The organism is Enterobacter cloacae (assembly GCF_011078175.1).
In the GTDB taxonomy this organism is placed as follows: Bacteria; Pseudomonadota; Gammaproteobacteria; order Enterobacterales; family Enterobacteriaceae; genus Enterobacter; species Enterobacter cloacae_Q.
Window position 1 is genome coordinate 306,716 of sequence record NZ_JAALCJ010000006.1, and the last position, 18,310, is coordinate 325,025.

17 protein-coding genes and 1 tRNA gene are annotated in these 18,310 nt (G+C 54.8%); 10 read left to right on the plus strand and 8 right to left on the minus strand.

Going from position 1 to position 18,310, the window contains the following annotated elements; genetic code table 11:
* Positions 1-44 precede the first annotated feature (44 nt).
* Positions 45-1,121: a membrane-bound lytic murein transglycosylase MltC gene (gene mltC, locus G6Q29_RS15345; RefSeq protein WP_165466324.1), complete on the plus strand. Its 1,077-nt coding sequence runs from the start codon at positions 45-47 to the stop codon at positions 1,119-1,121.
* 283 nt (positions 1,122-1,404) lie between these two features.
* A complete protein-coding gene (locus G6Q29_RS15350) occupies positions 1,405-2,661 on the plus strand; it encodes a nucleoside permease (protein WP_165466290.1) in 1,257 nt (418 codons plus the stop codon).
* Between the two features lie 97 nt (positions 2,662-2,758).
* Here G6Q29_RS15350 and G6Q29_RS15355 read toward each other — a convergent pair whose 3' ends face one another.
* Positions 2,759-4,897, minus strand: coding sequence for an ornithine decarboxylase (locus G6Q29_RS15355; RefSeq protein WP_165466291.1), 2,139 nt, complete (start codon positions 4,895-4,897; stop codon positions 2,759-2,761).
* A 181-nt stretch (positions 4,898-5,078) separates the two neighbouring features.
* Between G6Q29_RS15355 and G6Q29_RS15360 the strand changes: the two genes are divergently transcribed.
* Together G6Q29_RS15360 and G6Q29_RS15365 are read left to right on the plus strand one after the other, a co-directional pair.
* Positions 5,079-5,792: a DUF554 domain-containing protein gene (locus G6Q29_RS15360; RefSeq protein ID WP_165466292.1), complete on the plus strand. Its 714-nt coding sequence runs from the start codon at positions 5,079-5,081 to the stop codon at positions 5,790-5,792.
* A gap of 95 nt (positions 5,793-5,887) precedes the next feature.
* Positions 5,888-5,963, plus strand: a tRNA-Phe gene (locus tag G6Q29_RS15365).
* Between the two features lie 77 nt (positions 5,964-6,040).
* Here G6Q29_RS15365 and G6Q29_RS15370 read toward each other — a convergent pair.
* Both G6Q29_RS15370 and gss read right to left on the minus strand, forming a co-directional pair.
* Positions 6,041-6,853, minus strand: a complete 813-nt coding sequence (locus tag G6Q29_RS15370; protein ID WP_242637224.1) for a DUF817 domain-containing protein — start codon at positions 6,851-6,853, stop codon at positions 6,041-6,043.
* A 92-nt stretch (positions 6,854-6,945) separates the two neighbouring features.
* A complete protein-coding gene (gene gss / locus G6Q29_RS15375; RefSeq protein WP_165466294.1) occupies positions 6,946-8,808 on the minus strand; it encodes a bifunctional glutathionylspermidine amidase/synthase in 1,863 nt (620 codons plus the stop codon).
* A gap of 183 nt (positions 8,809-8,991) precedes the next feature.
* Between gss and yghU the strand changes: the two genes are divergently transcribed.
* Together yghU and fucR are read left to right on the plus strand one after the other, a co-directional pair.
* Positions 8,992-9,858, plus strand: a complete 867-nt coding sequence (gene yghU / locus G6Q29_RS15380; RefSeq protein ID WP_023314842.1) for a glutathione-dependent disulfide-bond oxidoreductase — start codon at positions 8,992-8,994, stop codon at positions 9,856-9,858.
* A gap of 76 nt (positions 9,859-9,934) precedes the next feature.
* Complete coding sequence (gene fucR, locus G6Q29_RS15385) at positions 9,935-10,684, plus strand: L-fucose operon activator (protein ID WP_165466295.1); 750 nt, start codon at positions 9,935-9,937, stop codon at positions 10,682-10,684.
* A 2-nt stretch (positions 10,685-10,686) separates the two neighbouring features.
* Here the strand turns inward: fucR and G6Q29_RS15390 are convergent, their stop codons facing one another.
* Positions 10,687-12,234, minus strand: a complete 1,548-nt coding sequence (locus G6Q29_RS15390) for a methyl-accepting chemotaxis protein (RefSeq protein ID WP_165466296.1) — start codon at positions 12,232-12,234, stop codon at positions 10,687-10,689.
* A gap of 151 nt (positions 12,235-12,385) precedes the next feature.
* Between G6Q29_RS15390 and G6Q29_RS15395 the strand changes: the two genes are divergently transcribed.
* Positions 12,386-13,426, plus strand: coding sequence for an aldo/keto reductase (locus G6Q29_RS15395; RefSeq protein ID WP_165466297.1), 1,041 nt, complete (start codon positions 12,386-12,388; stop codon positions 13,424-13,426).
* A 104-nt stretch (positions 13,427-13,530) separates the two neighbouring features.
* Here G6Q29_RS15395 and G6Q29_RS15400 read toward each other — a convergent pair whose 3' ends face one another.
* Together G6Q29_RS15400 and G6Q29_RS15405 are read right to left on the minus strand one after the other, a co-directional pair.
* The gene (locus G6Q29_RS15400) at positions 13,531-14,019 is read right to left on the minus strand and encodes a TIGR00645 family protein (RefSeq protein WP_006811956.1); all 489 of its coding nucleotides are present in this window, start codon (positions 14,017-14,019) and stop codon (positions 13,531-13,533) included.
* A gap of 43 nt (positions 14,020-14,062) precedes the next feature.
* Positions 14,063-14,566, minus strand: a complete 504-nt coding sequence (locus G6Q29_RS15405; RefSeq protein ID WP_165466298.1) for an ESA_00282 family adhesion-associated protein — start codon at positions 14,564-14,566, stop codon at positions 14,063-14,065.
* 102 nt (positions 14,567-14,668) lie between these two features.
* Here G6Q29_RS15405 and G6Q29_RS15410 point away from each other — a divergent pair, with 102 nt between their 5' ends.
* On the plus strand, positions 14,669-15,073 hold the full coding sequence (locus G6Q29_RS15410; protein ID WP_165466299.1) for a hypothetical protein: 405 nt from the start codon (positions 14,669-14,671) through the stop codon (positions 15,071-15,073).
* Position 15,074: 1 nt separating this feature from the next.
* Positions 15,075-15,500 carry a cytoplasmic protein gene (locus tag G6Q29_RS15415; protein ID WP_165466300.1) on the plus strand — a complete coding sequence of 142 codons (426 nt, stop codon included), beginning with the start codon at positions 15,075-15,077 and terminating at the stop codon, positions 15,498-15,500.
* An 80-nt stretch (positions 15,501-15,580) separates the two neighbouring features.
* Here G6Q29_RS15415 and exbD read toward each other — a convergent pair whose 3' ends face one another.
* On the minus strand, positions 15,581-16,006 hold the full coding sequence (exbD, locus tag G6Q29_RS15420) for a TonB system transport protein ExbD (protein ID WP_001251472.1): 426 nt from the start codon (positions 16,004-16,006) through the stop codon (positions 15,581-15,583).
* 4 nt (positions 16,007-16,010) lie between these two features.
* Positions 16,011-16,742, minus strand: a complete 732-nt coding sequence (exbB, locus tag G6Q29_RS15425) for a tol-pal system-associated acyl-CoA thioesterase (RefSeq protein WP_003862482.1) — start codon at positions 16,740-16,742, stop codon at positions 16,011-16,013.
* A gap of 251 nt (positions 16,743-16,993) precedes the next feature.
* On the opposite strand from exbB, the gene metC reads away from it, so the two are divergent.
* Positions 16,994-18,181: a cystathionine beta-lyase gene (metC, locus tag G6Q29_RS15430; protein ID WP_165466301.1), complete on the plus strand. Its 1,188-nt coding sequence runs from the start codon at positions 16,994-16,996 to the stop codon at positions 18,179-18,181.
* Positions 18,182-18,310: the final 129 nt, after the last annotated feature.

Consider the following 18,310-nt stretch of genomic DNA (forward strand, 5'->3'; position numbering starts at 1 on the left):
GCAACAGCAACCCCAAAGCAAACACAACACGCACTCCCGGAATGATGAAAAAACTTTTAGCGCTAGCCCTTGTTGCGCCGTTGCTTGTGTCTTGTTCTTCCAAAAAAGGCGATGAATACAACGAAGCCTGGGTCAAGGACACCAACGGTTTTGACATTTTGATGGGGCAGTTTGCCCACAACATCGAGAACATATGGGGATTTAACGAAGTTCTTATTGCCGGACCGAAGGACTACGTTAAATACACCGACGCCTATCAGACCCGTAGCCACATCAACTTCGATGACGGCACGATTACGGTTGAAACCATCGCGGGGACTGAACCTGCGGCGCATTTACGTCAGGCAATCATCAAAACCCTGCTAATGGGTGACGATCCGGGGTCTATCGACCTCTACTCTGATGCCGATGACATCACCATCTCCAAAGAGCCATTCCTCTATGGCCAGGTCGTTGACCAGACCGGTCAGCCGATTCGCTGGGAAGGCCGCGCCACGAAATTTGCCGACTATTTGCTGCAAACGCGCCTGAAAAGCCGCACCAACGGCCTGAAAGTGATCTATAGCGTCACCATCAACCTGGTGCCGAACCACCTCGACAAGCGTGCGCATAAGTATCTGGGCATGGTGCGGCAGGCATCGCGCAAGTATGGCGTGGATGAGTCGCTGATCCTGGCGATTATGCAGACCGAGTCCTCGTTCAACCCCTACGCGGTAAGCCGTTCCGACGCGCTGGGGCTGATGCAGGTTGTACAGCACAGCGCCGGTAAAGACGTGTTCCGCGCGCAGGGGAAATCCGGCACGCCGAGCCGCAGCTACCTGTTCGATCCACAAAGCAACATTGATACTGGCACGGCCTACCTGGCGATGCTGAACAATGTCTATCTCGGCGGGATTGATAACCCAACCTCACGTCGCTATGCGGTGATCACCGCCTATAATGGCGGCGCGGGCAGCGTGCTGCGCGTCTTCTCGAACGACAAGGTGCAGGCCGCGACTATTATTAACAGCATGGCGCCGGGGGATGTGTACGCTACCCTCACCACCCGCCACCCGTCTGCGGAATCCCGCCGCTATCTGTATAAGGTGAATACGGCACAGAAGAACTACCGTCGCCGCTAAAACCGACATCCCCTCACCCTACCCTCTCCCACAGGGAGAGGGTGTTCAAGTGCCCTCTCCCCGTGGGAGAGGGCCAGGGTGAGGGCATCAGACCGCACCCATCTCATCCCATCCATACGAAAATGCTATTTGCATCACAATCCAGACTGCAAATTAATGTGGATTGCATTTTTTTGCGGGAGGTAACAAAACATATTGTTGCCAGCTGATAAAATTGCATCAAATAACAACCCTGAATGTTCCTATAACAACATATCTCCCGCTCACTTGTGAGGAAAGTAACATGAACCTTAAGCTGCAGCTTAAAATCTTGTCGTTTCTGCAGTTCTGCCTGTGGGGTAGCTGGCTGACTACACTCGGCTCCTATATGTTTGTGACGCTGAAGTTCGATGGTGCGTCTATCGGTGCCGTCTACAGCTCGCTGGGTATTGCGGCTGTTTTCATGCCAACGCTGCTGGGCATCGTGGCGGATAAATGGCTAAGCGCGAAATGGCTGTATATGCTTTGCCATCTGGTGGGTGCGGGGACGCTGTTTATGGCGGCCGAGGTGACCACGCCGGGGGCGATGTTTATGGTGATTCTCCTTAACTCGCTGGCGTACATGCCAACGCTTGGGTTGATCAACACCATCTCCTACTACCGCCTGAAATCTGCCGGTCTGGATATCGTCACCGACTTCCCGCCAATCCGTATCTGGGGCACCATCGGCTTTATCATGGCGATGTGGGGCGTGAGCTTCGCGGGCTTCGAGCTGAGCCACATGCAGCTGTATATTGGGGCAGCGCTCTCCGTGCTGCTGGCGCTGTTCACCCTGACGCTGCCCACCATTCCGGTTTCAAACCAGCAGAAAAACCAGAGCTGGAGCACCATGCTCGGTCTGGACGCCTTCGCGCTGTTCAAAAACAAACGCATGGCGATCTTCTTCATCTTCTCCATGCTGCTGGGCGCGGAACTGCAAATCACCAACATGTTCGGGAACACTTTCCTGCACAGCTTCGATAACGATCCGCTGTTTGCCGGAAGTTTTATCGTTGAACACGCGTCGGTGATGATGTCCATCTCGCAGATCTCCGAGACGCTGTTCATCCTGACCATCCCGTTCTTCCTGAGCCGCTACGGCATCAAGAACGTCATGCTGATCAGTATCGCGGCATGGATGTTGCGCTTTGGCCTGTTCGCCTACGGCGACCCGAGCGCGTTCGGCACCGTGCTGCTGGTGCTGTCGATGATTGTTTACGGCTGCGCCTTCGACTTCTTCAACATCTCCGGTTCCGTGTTCGTGGAAAAAGAAGTGAAGCCTGAAATCCGCGCCAGCGCACAAGGCATGTTCCTGATGATGACCAACGGCTTCGGCTGTATTCTTGGCGGCGTGGTGAGCGGGAAAGTGGTTGAAATGTACACCACCAACGGCATCACCAACTGGCAGCCGGTGTGGCTGATCTTCGCGGCGTACTCGCTGGTGCTGTTCTTCGCGTTCATCGCGCTGTTCAAGTACAAGCACGTTCGTGAACCGCACGGCGCGCAGCCGATTGCGCATTGATCTTTGATGTGTTGTGCCCGGTGGCGGCTTCGCCTTGCCGGGCCTACAAAAGCACAGAAAAAAGGCCGGGTGGCGCTAACGCTTACCCGGCCTACGTTCAGACATTCAATACGTATCCATACAGCCGCTTAATCCCATCCGCATCTTTCTCGCTGTAAACGCCCTGCAACTCTGGGGAGAAACCCGGCAGCATATTAATGCCCTCTTCCAGCGCCAGGAAATAGCGCTGTACTGCTCCGCCCCAGACTTCCCCCGGCACCACGCACAGTACGCCCGGCGGGTATGGCAGCGCACCTTCGGCGGCAATGCGCCCTTCGGCGTCACGAATGCGTACCAGTTCCACGTTACCGCGAATATACTCCTGGTTTGCATCCTGCGGGTTCATCATCACGGCGGGCAGGCTCTCCTGGCGGAACATCGCCTTCTGCAAGTCCTTCACGTTAAAACTGACATAGAGATCATGCATCTCCTGGCACAGCTGACGGATCGTGTAGTCGCGGTAACGCACCGGATATTTCTGATAGATGGTCGGCAGCACGTCCGCGAGCGACGTGTCGTCTTCAATATGCTGTTCAAACTGCCCCAGCATTGCTACCAGTTGCGCCAGCTTCTCGCTGCTTTCGGCGGGTGTCAGCAGGAACAGGATGGAGTTGAGATCGCACTTCTCCGGCACAATGCCGTTTTCGCGCAGGTAGTGGGCGAGAATGGTCGCCGGAATGCCGAAATCGGTATAGTGCCCTGTTTCAGCATCAATGCCCGGCGTGGTCAGCAGCAGCTTGCACGGATCGACGAAATACTGCTCGCGGGCATAGCCTTCAAAACCGTGCCATTTTGCACCTGGTTCAAAGCTAAAGAAGCGACGCTCGCTGGCAATGACCTGCGTAGGGTGATCCTGCCATGGACGCCCCGCCACCACCGGTGGGATAAACGGTTTAATCATATTACAGTTGGCGATAATGGCCTTGCGCGCTTCAATGCCAAGCTCGACACACTCCGCCCACAGCCTGCGTCCGCTCTCGCCCTCGTGGATCTTGGCGTTCACATCCAGCGCCGCAAACAGCGGGTAAAACGGGCTGGTGGAGGCATGCAGCATGAACGCATTGTTCAGCCGCTTGTGCGGGCAGAAACGCGTCTGACCGCGAATATGGTTATCCTTTTTATGGATCTGCGACGTTTGCGAGAACCCGGCCTGCTGCTTATGGACCGACTGGGTCACGAAAATACCCGGATCGTTCTCGTTCAGTTCCAGCAAAAGCGGCGACGTTTCCGCCATCATCGGGATAAATTGCTCGTAGCCGACCCAGGCGGAGTCAAACAGGATGTAGTCGCAAAGGTGACCGATCTTGTCGATCACCTGGCGGGCGTTGTAGATCGTACCGTCGTAGGTGCCGAGCTGGATGATCGCCAGGCGGAACGGGCGCGCCTCGGCGGCTTTCTGCGGCGCGACGTCACGGATCAGTTCCCGCAGCCAGGCCTCATCAAAGCAGTGTTCATCAATCCCGCCGATAAAACCAAACGGATTACGGGCTGCCTCAAGATAGACAGGCGTTGCCCCGGCCTGGATCAGCGCCCCATGATGGTTGGACTTATGGTTGTTGCGGTCGAACAGTACCAGGTCGCCGCGGGTCAGCAGCGCATTGGTCACCACTTTATTGGCCGCCGACGTGCCGTTCAGCACGAAGTAGGTTTTATCCGCGTTGAACACTTTCGCCGCGAACTTTTGCGCGTGCTTGGCAGAACCTTCGTGGATCAGCAAATCACCGAGCTTCACGTCGGCATTGCACATATCGGCACGAAACACGTTTTCACCGAAGAAGTCGTAAAACTGCCGTCCCGCCGGGTGTTTTTTGAAAAAGGCACCGTGCTGGTGTCCAGGACAGGCAAAGGTGCTGTTTCCCATCGCCACATACTGGCTCAGGGTGTCAAAAAAGGGTGGCAGCAGGTTCTCTTCATACCGGCAGGCGGCAGATTCCAGTTCCAGCAATTCCTGTGCTTTACCCGAGATGATCGCCGTGACACCCTCTGGCACCTCTCCTGGCTCTGTTGAGAACATAAATACCGGTAACTGAAAGCCCGTCCGCTTCAGCAACGCGAGAATGCCGCTGTAGCTTTCAACAACCGTAATGACGACTGCCGCCACATCGGTGAAGTCGGTGTTATCCAGCATAACCTTTTCGCGATGCGTAGAAACTTTAGATACCAGCTCACGGCTGACGGCAATTTTCATGGTTTTCATAAGCGCAAATACCCTCACCGAACGGTGAGACAGGAAGGAGAAAATTCGCGCAATCATGTCACCTTTTATTTTAAGGTGCAAGAAGGAATCAGTATGCGTTACGCCTCCCAAAGCTAAGCGTAATCAGGGACGGACGTGTCATAATCATGCAATGCCAGTGCTTAAATAACAGGAGTTAAACGTGGTAATTGGACCCTTTATCAATGCGGGAGCCGTATTGCTGGGCGGTGTACTTGGGGCAGTATTAAGTCAGCGCTTGCCGGAGCGTATTCGCGTCTCCATGCCCTCTATTTTTGGCCTGGCGTCGTTAGGGATTGGTATCCTTTTAGTGGTGAAATGCGCCAACCTGCCGGTGATGGTACTGGCGACCCTGCTCGGCGCGCTGATCGGCGAGTTCTGCTACCTTGAAAAAGGCATAAACAGCGCAGTAGGTAAAGCCAAAAACCTGATTACCCGACCGGGGAAGGCGAAGCACGTCATGCACGAATCGTTTATTCAGAACTACGTCGCGATCGTTATTCTGTTCTGCGCCAGCGGCACAGGGATATTCGGTTCGATGCAGGAAGGGATGACCGGCGATCCCAGCATATTGATTGCGAAAGCGTTTCTGGATTTCTTTACTGCCACCATTTTTGCCACTACCCTCGGCATCGCCGTCGCCGCGATTTGTGTGCCGATGCTGCTTATTCAGCTGGCGCTGGCCACCTGCGCCACGCTGATCCTGCCGCTGACAACGCCAGCGATGATGGCAGACTTTACCGCCGTCGGCGGCCTGCTGCTGCTGGCGACAGGGCTGCGCATCTGTGGCATTAAGATGTTTGCAGTGGTGAACATGCTCCCTGCCCTGCTGCTCGCGATGCCGCTTTCCGCGCTCTGGACGCATTTTTTCGCTTAAGTTTGCGACGAAATGGTGAGAGAGTGTGCAGTCTGCACCGAAAGCAACAAATTTCGTTGACGTCGGAGGGAGGATCGGGTTTAATGCGCCCCGTTGCCCGGATAGCTCAGTCGGTAGAGCAGGGGATTGAAAATCCCCGTGTCCTTGGTTCGATTCCGAGTCCGGGCACCAATATTGAGAAAACCCGCCCTTAAGGCGGGTTTTTACTTTATAGGCGTTTAACCCCTACCTCTCGCCCCCTAACCGTCTTATCGCGCAATATGAATACGGTTCTTAATATCCTTGAGAAATAGCGTGATGGTAAATGTCATCATGACCAATAGCGACCATGCCCCCCACTTCCCCACATGCACCGTTGCCCAAGCGCCGATCTGATTGGGGTACTGCCAGACGCCAAACAGCGTTCCAAGGTTCTCGGCCAGCCAGATAAAGAAGCCGATCAGAACAAAGGCCAACAGTAAGGGCATTTTGTAAGCGCGACGGTAAGGCGTAAATATCACCGTTGAACGCCCGTACATGCCCAGTGCAACGGCGACAATGTACCAGCGATAGTCGCCAATAAAGTGATGTGTGAAAAAATTCGCGTATAGCGCCAGGGCCAGGGTTGTCGCCATAAGGAGTGGAGGATGGTGGCGTATTTTTAAATCAAACAGACGCCAGCACTGTATAATATAGCTGCCTACCGCCGCATACATAAATCCACTAAACAGCGGCACGCCGCCAATTTTACTCCATCCGGCTTCAGGGTAGTGCCAGGAGCCAATTGCCGACGACGTTTTAAAGAGTTCAAGGCCGAAACCCAGAACATGAAACAATGTTATTGCCTTAAGTTCATCACAACTTTCCAGTTTTGTCAGAACCATGAGGGCCTGGATAGCCACAGCAATCAGCAGCAAAACATCATAGCGGGCAATCCCGTATAAACCGGTTCGCGGGATACAGAAGATGGCGATAAAAAACAGACCTGCAAAAAAACAGGCGCGCAGTTCCTTTATACCAAACCACAAAAACTCGATAACAAAGCGCGACACGCCGGTACGGTTCATCGGCGGCGGGCCCATCAAAAACTGATCAATACGGTTTAACACTGAAACTCCATTTCTCATTCCTAAACCGAAGGGAGTGCAGGCTCGCCCGCCCCTCCCTGCGTACACTACTTATCCTTCACCACAATCAGCGGTTCAATATCGCTCTCTTTCTTCACCACCAGCGACTCATCCCCGCGCAGACAGGTTCCGCCATAGTTCCCGCCCACGGTAAAGGTGCAGACCTGAATGTACCTGCCGTCAACCTTCGGCAGGCACCATAGCTGCTGGTAGATATTTTTGCGGTCAACAAACTTGCCGCTGGACTGGTCCAGCAGTTCCTCCCGAGCGCCGATCAGATCGATATTGCTCCCGCAGCGTCCGGCGATCGGTTTAACGGCATAACCGGTCCGTTTGAGCAGATCGTTGACCTCAAAATCGGTATCCAACAGGTAACGGTGGTTCGGGAACAGCTGCCACAGCACCGGCAGGATCGCCTTGTTACCTGGGATCACCGTCCACAGCGGTTCAAAGACCAGTACTTCCGGGCGCAGCAGGACGTCTATCAGGCGCACTTCGCCTTGCGGGTGACCGGTACGGATGGGCACGGCGGCGTACTCGGTTTCGCTCACCTCGCGGATCTGCTCAATCGCCGTTTCCCACGCCCAGGTTTTCCATACGCAGTTGACGTGACGGCCTTCATCATCAATCAGTTGCCCGGCGGCATCCCAGCTCAGCGCCCCCAGTCCGTGCAGAATTTTGGTTTCAAACCCGGCCTGGATCAGCGAGCGCTGAATAAAGAGCGCGTGATAATCCTCTTCGACATCGTTGTCCTGCATGATATGGACGAACGGCCGCGCGTGGCTGTGCTTCCATGCCCCGGTCAGCTCCTCCAGCAGCCCTTCCGCCGGATTATGGCCAGTGCCGCGATAGCCATTTTTCACCCACTCTTCAAGAATTAGCCCACCCTCGGTATGGCAGGAGGCGGAATCCGCGTTGTACTCGTAAACCTTAATGCCGCGCTCATCCATGCAGAAATCCATACGACCGGTAATCATATGATGACGACGCCACTGCCAGGAGAGGCGCAGACGTGGCCAGAGGATTTTCGGGATGTCGAAAAGCGCGAGTAAGTTGTCGTCTTTCAGCACCTTGTCGGTAGCGTGGAGGTACATCAGGTGCAGTTCGTTGGTGGCTTTGATCAGCTCCTGCTCGGCACTTTCGGTAATGGTGAAGTACTGGCAGGGATCGTTGTTGATAACGTGGCCGTTGGCGCGAATGTACGCCTGTTGCAGGGCGTCGTTTTCATTGAGCCATTTTCCGTCGAACTGACGGTTGTTTTTCAACCGTGCGCCGCTGATTTTCAGCAGTTCACCGTCGATCCCCGGCTGAGGAATACTGTGTTCGATCTCCTCCGTCTGGATCATCCAGCCGAGGATCTCGGTATCGTTGAACGTGTCATGAAGCGTATAGCAACCGTCCTTCACGCTCAGACGCAGCTCGCGCGTCCACTGCTGCCCCATCGGCAGCGGTGAGTGAATAACGTTCTGCTCGGCAATACGCACTCTGTCATCCAGCAGTTGGGTAATGACGGCGACGTGGCCGGTCTCATGGAACTCACCGCCCTTTTGCCAGATGAGCAGCGCACCGGCCTGCGGCGGGCGTTTTGAGCCATTGGCAAAGGCCTGTAGCGGCAAAATATTGTCGTTTACCACTTCGCGCAAAAAACGCAGGGAGAAGATCTCCCACGCCATCCCGACGTCGGTAAAAACAAACCCGTGATTGAGAAACAGGAAACGGCGCGCAAACTCAACGCACTGCCATTTATGGCCCATGTATTCGTTGCCGATATAGCTGCGGAATTCCGCGTCTTCCGGGTAGCGACGCGGATCGAGACTGTCGTAATTTGAAGAGTAAATCGCCACGCCACCCGGCGCATAGCCTAATAACGTCCCGAAGGGTGCGTCACTGCTTAATGTTCCTTTACGCATGTGTCCAACCTAAAACAGGCAGGCGGCAATTTTTTTGTGGGGTTGTCGTCGTCTGCACGTTGTAATTAACTGACAGAGGTGGCGTTATCATACACCCGCCCTGCCCATTACGCTCGCATCGTTAAACGGTTCCTGCATCTCCTGCTACACTGCCTCAACACAACACCAAAAAGGCAGGCCAACATGTCAGATAACACCTATCAGCCACCGAAAGTGTGGGAATGGAAACAGAACAACGGCGGCGCGTTCGCCAATATCAACCGTCCCGTCTCGGGCGCTACGCACGAGAAAGAGCTACCTGTGGGCGCGCACCCGCTCCAGCTGTACTCTCTCGGCACGCCGAATGGACAGAAAGTTACCATCATGCTGGAAGAGCTGCTGGCGCTGGGCGTGACGGGCGCGGAATACGACGCATGGTTAATCCGCATTGGTGAGGGCGATCAGTTCTCCAGCGGTTTTGTCGACGTGAACCCGAACTCGAAGATCCCGGCGCTGCGTGACCACTCCACCACCCCGCCGACGCGCGTATTTGAATCCGGCAATATCCTGCTCTATCTGGCCGAGAAATTTGGTCACTTCCTGCCAAAAGATCCGGCAGGACGAACGGAAACTCTGAACTGGCTGTTCTGGTTACAGGGCGCGGCCCCGTTCCTCGGCGGCGGTTTTGGCCACTTCTATAACTACGCGCCGGTGAAGATTGAGTACGCTATCGATCGGTTTACCATGGAAGCAAAACGCCTGTTCGACGTGCTGGACAAACAGCTGGCGCGCGGTCGTTACGTAGCGGGTGAAGAATATACCATTGCGGATATGGCGGTCTGGCCATGGTTTGGCTGCGTGGCGCTGGGCAGCGTGTATAACGCCGCCGAGTTCCTGGATGCCGGGAAGTACACCAACGTGCAGCGCTGGGCAAAAGATGTGGCGAATCGTCCGGCCGTTAAACGCGGGCGCATTGTTAACCGTACCAACGGCGAGCTGAACGAGCAGTTGCATGAGCGCCATTCAGCGAGCGACTTCGATACCCAGACGGAAGATAAACGTCAGGCCTGATCAATGACCGGGCGGTTCGCCGCCCTTCTTCCGCGATGAGAACAATGAGTCAGCACGCGTGCGCAAGGAGCCTCGTATGTCAGACCAGACGCTAAAAGCGACCCGACAGCAGAGCCTGATCGCCCTGCTGAGTAAAAGCGACTGGCTGACCACCGATGTGCTGGCTGAAAAGCTCTCCGTCAGCAAAGAGACGATCCGCCGGGATCTAAAGTCGTTACAACAGCAGGGGAAGCTTCTGCGCCAGCACGGGCGCGCGCGTCTGATTCACCCGGACAGCCGCGACAGCGGTGAACCCTTTGGCGCACGCCTGAAAAGTCATTATGCCGACAAAGCCGATATTGCCCGACACGCGCTGGGCTGGATCAGCGAAGGGATGACCATCGCCCTCGACGCCAGCTCAACCTGCTTTCATCTGGCGCGCCAGTTACCGAACATCGACCTCACCGTATTTACCAATAGCCTGCCAATTTGCCACGAGATGGCAAAGCGCGAGCGGATCACGCTGATCTGCTCCGGCGGAACGCTTGAGCGTAAGTATCGCTGCTATGTTAATCCGGCGCTGGTGGCGCAGCTAAAAGGGCTGGAGATCGATCTGTTCATCTTCTCGTGCGAAGGGGTCGATGAGCATGGCGTCCTCTGGGATCCGTCCGGGCACAACGCGGGCTTTAAGGCGCTGCTGTTGAACCGTGCCAGCCAGTCGCTGCTGCTGATCGACAAAAGTAAATTCATGCGGGCAAGTGAAGTGAAAATTGGTCAGCTGTCGCAGGTGACACAGATTATTCAGAGCGATAAACGTCAGGCCGCCAGAGACGGCCTGACACGATGAGATTACGCGGTGAGACGGAATTTCTGCACTGAGCGCTGGAGTTCTTCGGTCTGCCGTTCAAGTGCTGCGGCTGCGGCGGAAACCTGCTCCACCAGCGAGGCGTTCTGCTGGGTCACGCCATCCATCTGCGTGATGGCAACGCCTACCTGAGAAATACCTTTGCTTTGCTCCTCTGACGCAGTGGCGATCTGCTTCATAATGACGGTCACCTCCGTCACGTCGCGCAGGATCGCTTCCATCGTAGTGCCGGTATCGTTCACCAGCTGCGCCCCCTGCTCCACGCGGGCAACGGAATCCGCAATCAGCCCTTCGATCTCTTTTGCCGCATTCGCGCTGCGGCTTGCCAGATTACGCACCTCACCCGCCACGACCGCAAAGCCACGCCCCTGCTCCCCGGCCCGGGCCGCTTCCACCGCGGCGTTAAGCGCCAGAATATTGGTCTGGAAGGCGATGCTGTTGATAACGTTAGTGATTTCAGCGATTTTTTTCGAGCTGTCCGAAATGCCGCTCATGGTTGTCACGACCTCTTCCACCAGCGATCCGCCGCGGCTGGCCGTACTGGAGGCGACATCCGCAAGCTGGCTGGCCTGGCGCGCGCTTTCGGCGTTCAGCTTCACCGTTGCGGTAAGCTGCTCCATGCTGGCCGCGGTCTCTTCCAGCGCGGCGGCCTGCTCTTCGGTACGCGAGGAGAGATCGTTATTCCCGCTGGAGATCTCCGTTGCCCCGCGCCAGATATTCTCGCTGCCGGAACGAATTGTGCTGACCGCCTCCCGCAGGCTGTCCTGCATGGCGCTTAGCAGCGGCACCAGTTGCCCCACGCAGTTGCGGCCAAAGGATTCAATCGGCTGGCTGAGATCGCCCTGCGCAATCTGGCGGAACTGCTGACGGATACGATCCAGCGGTTTTACCAGTATCGCCACCAGGTAGCGGTCGGTGAACAGCAGGATCAGCAGGCCCACGATCGTGGCGGTGATAATCACCGTCCGGGTCATGCTGGTGAGGCCATCGACCACTACGCGTGTGCTGTCGAGCGCCTTCGCCGCGGTGTTGTTGAAGTGCTCAGCCGCTGACCCGAATGCTCGACTAAGCGGCGGCGTGACGTTGTTGGCATGCTGACGATAACCTTCGAGCGTCGCCTGCTTCGCCTGCGCCATCTGCGGCGTAACGCCCCGATCGAGCAGTGCCTGCCAGGCAGAAATCACCTGCGCAGACACTTTTTCATCCATCGGGCCCGGGGAGATAGCTTTCATCTCCGCCAGCTTTTTACTCATGTTATCCAGCGCCTGCTGAGCAGGAGCCAGGTCCGGCGTACCGCCCGCCGCTTTAACTTCCATCGCCCGGCTCAGGCGGGTGACGAAACGGAAATACTGATCGTTGCCCTGGCTCAGCACCGTCATTTGCCGGACCAGCTGACGGTCAACATCATTACCATCAGAAACACGAGACAGAGACCAGGTGCTGTAAAGCCCCACGCCTGCCCACATGACACAAAAGATCCCCAGTATCGTCAGCATGACGAAACGGATGGTGAAATTACGAAGCATCTTCATTGAGTATTCCTTGCCGTGAGGGTGAATTCGCCCAGAGGCGAGTACTACCCTCGTTATCGGCAGATACCGTAGAAAATATACTTTTTTGTTAGCGAGTCGGCATAGAATGAAAACGTTGTTTCGAAAATTCATCGACAAGAAAGGAGACATCATGTCCTGGCACCCTTACACCGGCCGATACGAAAACATGCAATACCGATACTGCGGCAAAAGTGGCCTGCGCTTACCGGCACTGTCGCTGGGCCTGTGGCACAGTTTCGGTCACGTTCAGGCGCTCGATTCCCAGCGCGCGCTGCTGCGTAAGGCCTTCGATCTCGGCATTACCCATTTTGACCTTGCCAATAACTACGGCCCCCCTCCGGGCAGCGCTGAAGAGAATTTTGGCCGCCTGCTGCGGGAGGATTTTGCCGGGTATCGCGACGAGCTGATCATCTCCACCAAAGCGGGCTACGACATGTGGCCAGGGCCGTATGGTTCAGGCGGTTCACGTAAATACCTGCTCGCCAGCCTCGACCAGAGCCTGAAACGCATGGGCGTAGAGTATGTGGATATTTTCTACTCCCACCGCGTGGACGAAAACACGCCGATGGAAGAGACCGCCGCCGCGCTGGCCCACGCGGTGCAGAGCGGAAAAGCGCTGTACGTCGGTATTTCGTCCTACTCCACGGAACGCACGGCGGTAATGGCCGAATTGCTGCGCGAGTGGAAGATCCCGCTTTTGATCCACCAGCCGTCTTACAACCTCCTTAACCGCTGGGTCGACAAGAGCGGCCTGCTGGACGCGCTGGAGAAAAACGGAACGGGCTGTATCGCCTTTACCCCGCTGGCGCAGGGCCTGCTGACCGGGAAATACCTGAACGGTGTTCCGGACGGTTCACGTATGCAGCGCGAAGGGAAAAAAGTGCGCGGCCTGACGGAGAAAATGCTGACGGAAGCCAACCTGAGCAGCCTTCGTCTGCTGAACGAGATGGCGCACGCGCGCGGGCAGACGATGGCGCAGATGGCGCTAAGCTGGCTGTTGAAAGATGAGCGTGTAACGTCGGTGCTGATTGGCGCGAGCCGCCCGGAGCAGCTGGAGGAGAACGTTCAGGCGCTGAATAACCTGCGCTTTAGCGAAGACGAACTGACGCGGATTGACCAGCACGTGGCGGATGGGGAACTGAATTTGTGGCAGGCATCGTCGGATAAATAAATAGTGCGGCCTGCTGCCCTCACCCCGGCCCTCTCCCACAGGGAGAGGGAGATTGATATTCCCTCTCCCTGTGGGAGTGGGTTAGGGTGAGGGGCATGGTGAATTTATTTCTTACTGATCTTATCCAGATACCCCATCACAAACGCCGACAGCACAAACGTCAGGTGGATAATCACATACCACATCAGCTTATTATCCGGGACGTTTTTCGCGTCCATAAAGACGCGTAACAGGTGAATAGACGAAATTGCCACAATCGACGCCGCGACTTTATTCTTCAGCGATGAGGCGTCCATTTTCCCCAGCCAGTTGAGCTTTTCTTTGTGCTCGGCGATATCAAGCTGAGAGACGAAGTTCTCATAACCGGAGAACATCACCATCACCAGTAATCCTCCCACCAGCGTCATATCCACCAGCGACAGCAGAACCAGGATCAAATCGGCTTCTGCCACGGAGAAAATGTTTGGCAATACGTGGAAAATCTCCTGGAAGAACTTGATCGTCAGGGCGACCAACGCCAGGGAGAGACCGAAATAGACGGGTGCGAGCAGCCAGCGAGAGGCATACATTGCGTTTTCAAAGAAGCGTTCCATAAAATCCTGTCTGCAAACGAAACCAGCGCTCAGTATATCTCAACTATACCTCGTTGGGATCCACATCCGGGCGCGCATACTCCGGCCAGACCAGCGCGACCAGCTCCGGGTAGGCTTCCAGGCTAAACTCGCGAAAACACTGGCGTAGATTTAATACGTCTAAATCGGAGTACGACACCTTCTCGCCATTCAGACAGCGCTTTTTGATATTGTCATAATATTTATAGACCGCCGAATTAAGGTCGCTACAACGACGCTGCGCGTCAAACAGGCCGGGCGTATCATTAATTTCGGCCATTTTCATCCGCTTAATTGTCGCATGAAGGAAATCGATATATTCGTGGTTCACTCGCCAGTACCAGACCGGCGTCACGGCATTCATCAATACGGAGAAATGATCTTCTCCCTCCTCTTTGGACATCAATTCAGGCTGTAGCGGTTCACTGGCGTCTTTCGACACTTTTGTTTTATTAAACTCTTGCATCAATAAAAGCACGCCAGCGGTCAGTAAAAGTAACGTTATGACCGTGAAGAAAATGCTGTTCATGGGTAGGCTCCATTTTTTTTGATTTTAAAATTGCCTCATGATATTGTCAACGAATCTCACCCTTTTTCCAACCACACCCTTTTGAAATTAAAGGAAATTAAAATGCTGCCCGACAATCTTGTCCCGGCAAAGTACCACATTACGCCTGTGGAACAGCCTTCGACGGAAGCAGATAAAGAGGCGAATTTCACTCAAGGGAAAAGAAAACTCTCGGACTATGAAGCCGACATATTAATCGGTGTTTCGCGCACCGGCAAATCTCGTAATATGGTGCTGGAAGAGCACGATCGCCATTTAAAAGAGCGCTTATTTCGTGCCATCAAGATTGAAGCCCTGGTACATTTGCTCAATGATTTACAGGCCGAAGGGGAAATAGATACCCAGACGTTAAGTCAAATAATGTCCGAAAAAACACAGAAAATAAATGAAGCGGGCGATGAAATTTGGCTTAATTTAATTACCCGTGAAAAAAACAATCCCATTTTTTATAACCTGGGGGAAGATTAACGTGAATGATGATAGCGGTAATAACGTTTATTTGACTTTAGATGATAAGAAAAGCGATGAATTTATCTTAAAGCAGAATCTCGACGCTCTCAAAAAGATAAAAAATGACGAGATGACGCGAATTACGCAGGATTTGGTTTCGATTCCGGCCACGCTGGTACGCCTGAAATGGCAGAACCGTCGTGAAATTTATGCCTTGCAGGCCAAAGAAGAGATTTACGGCGCGGTGATGAACGCCATTATTGAACAGCGCCCTGAGCTTAAAGAGAAGATCCTCGGGCGACTGGAGGCGAACTATCAGTACCTGCTGGCACGCGAGACGGCCACCCTGCGCCTGATCCGGAAACTCTCGGAAGGCAACTACCGTACCTCAAATGTGACCTGTGTAGCGCTGGATGAAGAGGCGCCGACGGCGCCTTCAGTATGAGTCAACAATGATTGTTGCGGAATGCAGGCCGGGGCAGGCGACGCCGCCACCCGGCAGGGAAGGCTGCAAAAGCCTTCGTTTTACTTCGCGGCCGCTTTCTCTTCGCCGACCAGACCAATCTTCAGGTATCCCGCCTGATGCAGCGTGTCCATTACCTTCATCATGGTTTCATAATCGACAGTTTTATCCGCGCGGAAGAAGACGGTGGTGTCTTTCTTGCCGCCGGTCAGCTGATCCAGCGCCGGAATAACCGAGGCATCCGTCACCGGGTCGTTGCCCAGGAACATGGACTTATCGGCCTTCACGGACAGGTAGATAGGCTTTTCCGGACGCGGCTGCGGCTGGCTGGAGGACGCAGGCAGATTCACCTTCACGTCCACCGTCGCCAGCGGCGCGGCAACCATAAAGATAATCAGCAGAACCAGCATAACGTCGATAAACGGCGTCACGTTGATCTCATGCATTTCACCGTTATCGTCCAGATTTTCATTAAGACGCATTGCCATACAATCAACCTACGCGCAGTTTGGACGCCGCATGAACCGGTTTAACGGCGCTGGCGTTCAGGTCCAGATCGCGGCTTTGCAGCAGCAGAACCTGCGCGGCAACGTCACCCAGTGTGGCTTTATAACTGCCAATCATGCGCGCGAAGATGTTATAGATAACAACCGCCGGAATAGCGGCAACCAGACCGATAGCCGTGGCCAGCAGCGCTTCTGCGATACCCGGCGCGACGACCGCAAGGTTAGTGGTCTGCGTCTGGGCGATACCGATAAAGCTGTTCATGATGCCCCAGACGGTACCGAACAGGCCGACGAACGGGGAGATAGCGCCGATAGTCGCCAGGTAGCCGTTACCGCGGCCCATATGACGACCTACGGCCGCAACGCGACGCTCAAGACGGAAGCCGGTACGCTCTTTAATGCCTTCGTTATCTTCGCTGCCTGCGGAGAGTTCCAGCTCGTTCTGCGCTTCGTTCACCAACAGGGTAGTCAGGCTTTTCGCATGGAAGGATGAGGTGATATCAGAAGCCTGATCCAGAGAGCGGGCTTCCGCCAGCTGCTTCTGCTCACGCTTGAGGCGGCGTTTTTGTGAAAGAAGTTCGGCGCTCTTGCTGAAGAAGATAGCCCAGGTGATCACGGACGCCAGAATCAGGCCGATCATCACAATCTTAACGACGATGTCAGCATGTTGATACATGCCCCAAACGGAGAGATCCGTCTGCATCAAATTATTACCCACTCTGTATCTCCAGGACGCAAATCACAAAATCTGAACGTAATAATATCAAAACGTCGTCGAATTGATAGTAGTTCTCATTAGTATTTACATAGTGCCGTAATTTTCGCTCACTTTCCTTGCGCTTACGCAGTAAAAATTTCTTATGCGAATTTTTGATAATATTTTCTGCTTATTCGATAAGCATCCGGATGCACATTCTGACAATCGTGGTAGTCTGGACGTCCAGACGTATAAAAATAGGGTTAGCGAACATGACTAAAAAACAGCTTGAGACCACGCTGGTGCAGGCAGGACGCAGTAAGAAATACACTCAGGGTTCGGTCAATAGCGTGATCCAGCGCGCCTCTTCGCTGGTATTTGATACCGTTGAGGATAAAAAAATCGCCACCCGTAATCGCGCGAAGGGCGGCCTGTTTTACGGTCGTCGCGGCACGTTAACCCATTTCTCGTTGCAGGAAGCCATGTGCGAACTGGAGGGCGGTGCGGGCTGCGCGCTGTTCCCGTGCGGCGCGGCGGCGGTCGCTAATACCATTCTGGCGTTTGTAGAACAGGGTGACCATGTCCTGATGACCAATACCGCCTACGAACCAAGCCAGGATTTCTGCACCAAAATACTCAGCAAGCTCGGCGTAACCACCAGCTGGTTCGATCCGCTGATTGGGGCCGACATTGCCGGGCTTATTCAGCCCAACACGCGCGTTGTGTTCCTGGAATCTCCCGGCTCCATCACCATGGAAGTGCATGATGTCCCGGCCATCGTGAAGGCGGTGCGCAGCATAGCGCCGGAAGCGATCATCATGATCGACAACACCTGGGCGGCAGGTGTGCTGTTTAAAGCCCTGGAATTTGATATTGATATCTCCATTCAGGCGGCGACCAAATACCTGATTGGCCATTCCGACGGCATGATCGGTACGGCGGTGTCTAACGCCCGCTGCTGGGATCAATTGCGTGAAAATGCCTACCTGATGGGCCAGATGGTGGATGCTGATACCGCCTACATGACCAGCCGCGGGATCCGTACGCTCGGCGTGCGGCTGCGTCAGCATCACGAAAGTAGCCTGCAAATTGCACATTGGCTGGCGCGTCATCCGCAGGTGGAGCGCGTTAATCATCCGGCGCTGCCGGGCAGCAAGGGCCACGAATACTGGCAACGTGACTTTACGGGCAGCAGCGGGTTGTTCTCATTTGTTCTTAAAAAGCGCCTGACTGACGCCGAGCTGGCAAGCTATCTGGATAACTTTACCCTCTTCAGCATGGCCTACTCATGGGGTGGGTTCGAATCTCTGATCCTGCCCAATCAGCCGGAGCAGATTGCGGCCCTGCGCCCGGGCGGCGAGGTGGACTTCGAGGGGACCTTAATCCGCCTGCATATCGGGCTGGAAAATGCGGACGATTTAATTGCGGATTTATCGGCAGGATTTGAGCGCATCGTGTAAAGTGCAGGCTGACATGTACTCTCCGGACATTATTCTGAACACCGCAAGCAGAAAAGTCTGTATAAGATGCGCCTGCGATCAACCCCGACAGGCAGAATTGGGAGTACAATAGCGTTATATCTGCTGTTC

Coding starts and splice junctions, on each gene's coding strand:
- mltC (WP_165466324.1), top strand. CDS start 45: ATGAAAAAACTTTTAGCGCTAGCCCTTGTTGCGCCGTTGCTTGTGTCT.
- G6Q29_RS15350 (WP_165466290.1), top strand. CDS start 1,405: ATGAACCTTAAGCTGCAGCTTAAAATCTTGTCGTTTCTGCAGTTCTGC.
- G6Q29_RS15355 (WP_165466291.1), bottom strand. CDS start 4,897: ATGAAAACCATGAAAATTGCCGTCAGCCGTGAGCTGGTATCTAAAGTT.
- G6Q29_RS15370 (WP_242637224.1), bottom strand. CDS start 6,853: ATGGGCCCGCCGCCGATGAACCGTACCGGCGTGTCGCGCTTTGTTATC.
- gss (WP_165466294.1), bottom strand. CDS start 8,808: ATGCGTAAAGGAACATTAAGCAGTGACGCACCCTTCGGGACGTTATTA.
- yghU (WP_023314842.1), top strand. CDS start 8,992: ATGTCAGATAACACCTATCAGCCACCGAAAGTGTGGGAATGGAAACAG.
- fucR (WP_165466295.1), top strand. CDS start 9,935: ATGTCAGACCAGACGCTAAAAGCGACCCGACAGCAGAGCCTGATCGCC.
- G6Q29_RS15390 (WP_165466296.1), bottom strand. CDS start 12,234: ATGAAGATGCTTCGTAATTTCACCATCCGTTTCGTCATGCTGACGATA.
- G6Q29_RS15395 (WP_165466297.1), top strand. CDS start 12,386: ATGTCCTGGCACCCTTACACCGGCCGATACGAAAACATGCAATACCGA.
- G6Q29_RS15400 (WP_006811956.1), bottom strand. CDS start 14,019: ATGGAACGCTTCTTTGAAAACGCAATGTATGCCTCTCGCTGGCTGCTC.
- G6Q29_RS15405 (WP_165466298.1), bottom strand. CDS start 14,566: ATGAACAGCATTTTCTTCACGGTCATAACGTTACTTTTACTGACCGCT.
- G6Q29_RS15410 (WP_165466299.1), top strand. CDS start 14,669: ATGCTGCCCGACAATCTTGTCCCGGCAAAGTACCACATTACGCCTGTG.
- exbD (WP_001251472.1), bottom strand. CDS start 16,006: ATGGCAATGCGTCTTAATGAAAATCTGGACGATAACGGTGAAATGCAT.
- metC (WP_165466301.1), top strand. CDS start 16,994: ATGACTAAAAAACAGCTTGAGACCACGCTGGTGCAGGCAGGACGCAGT.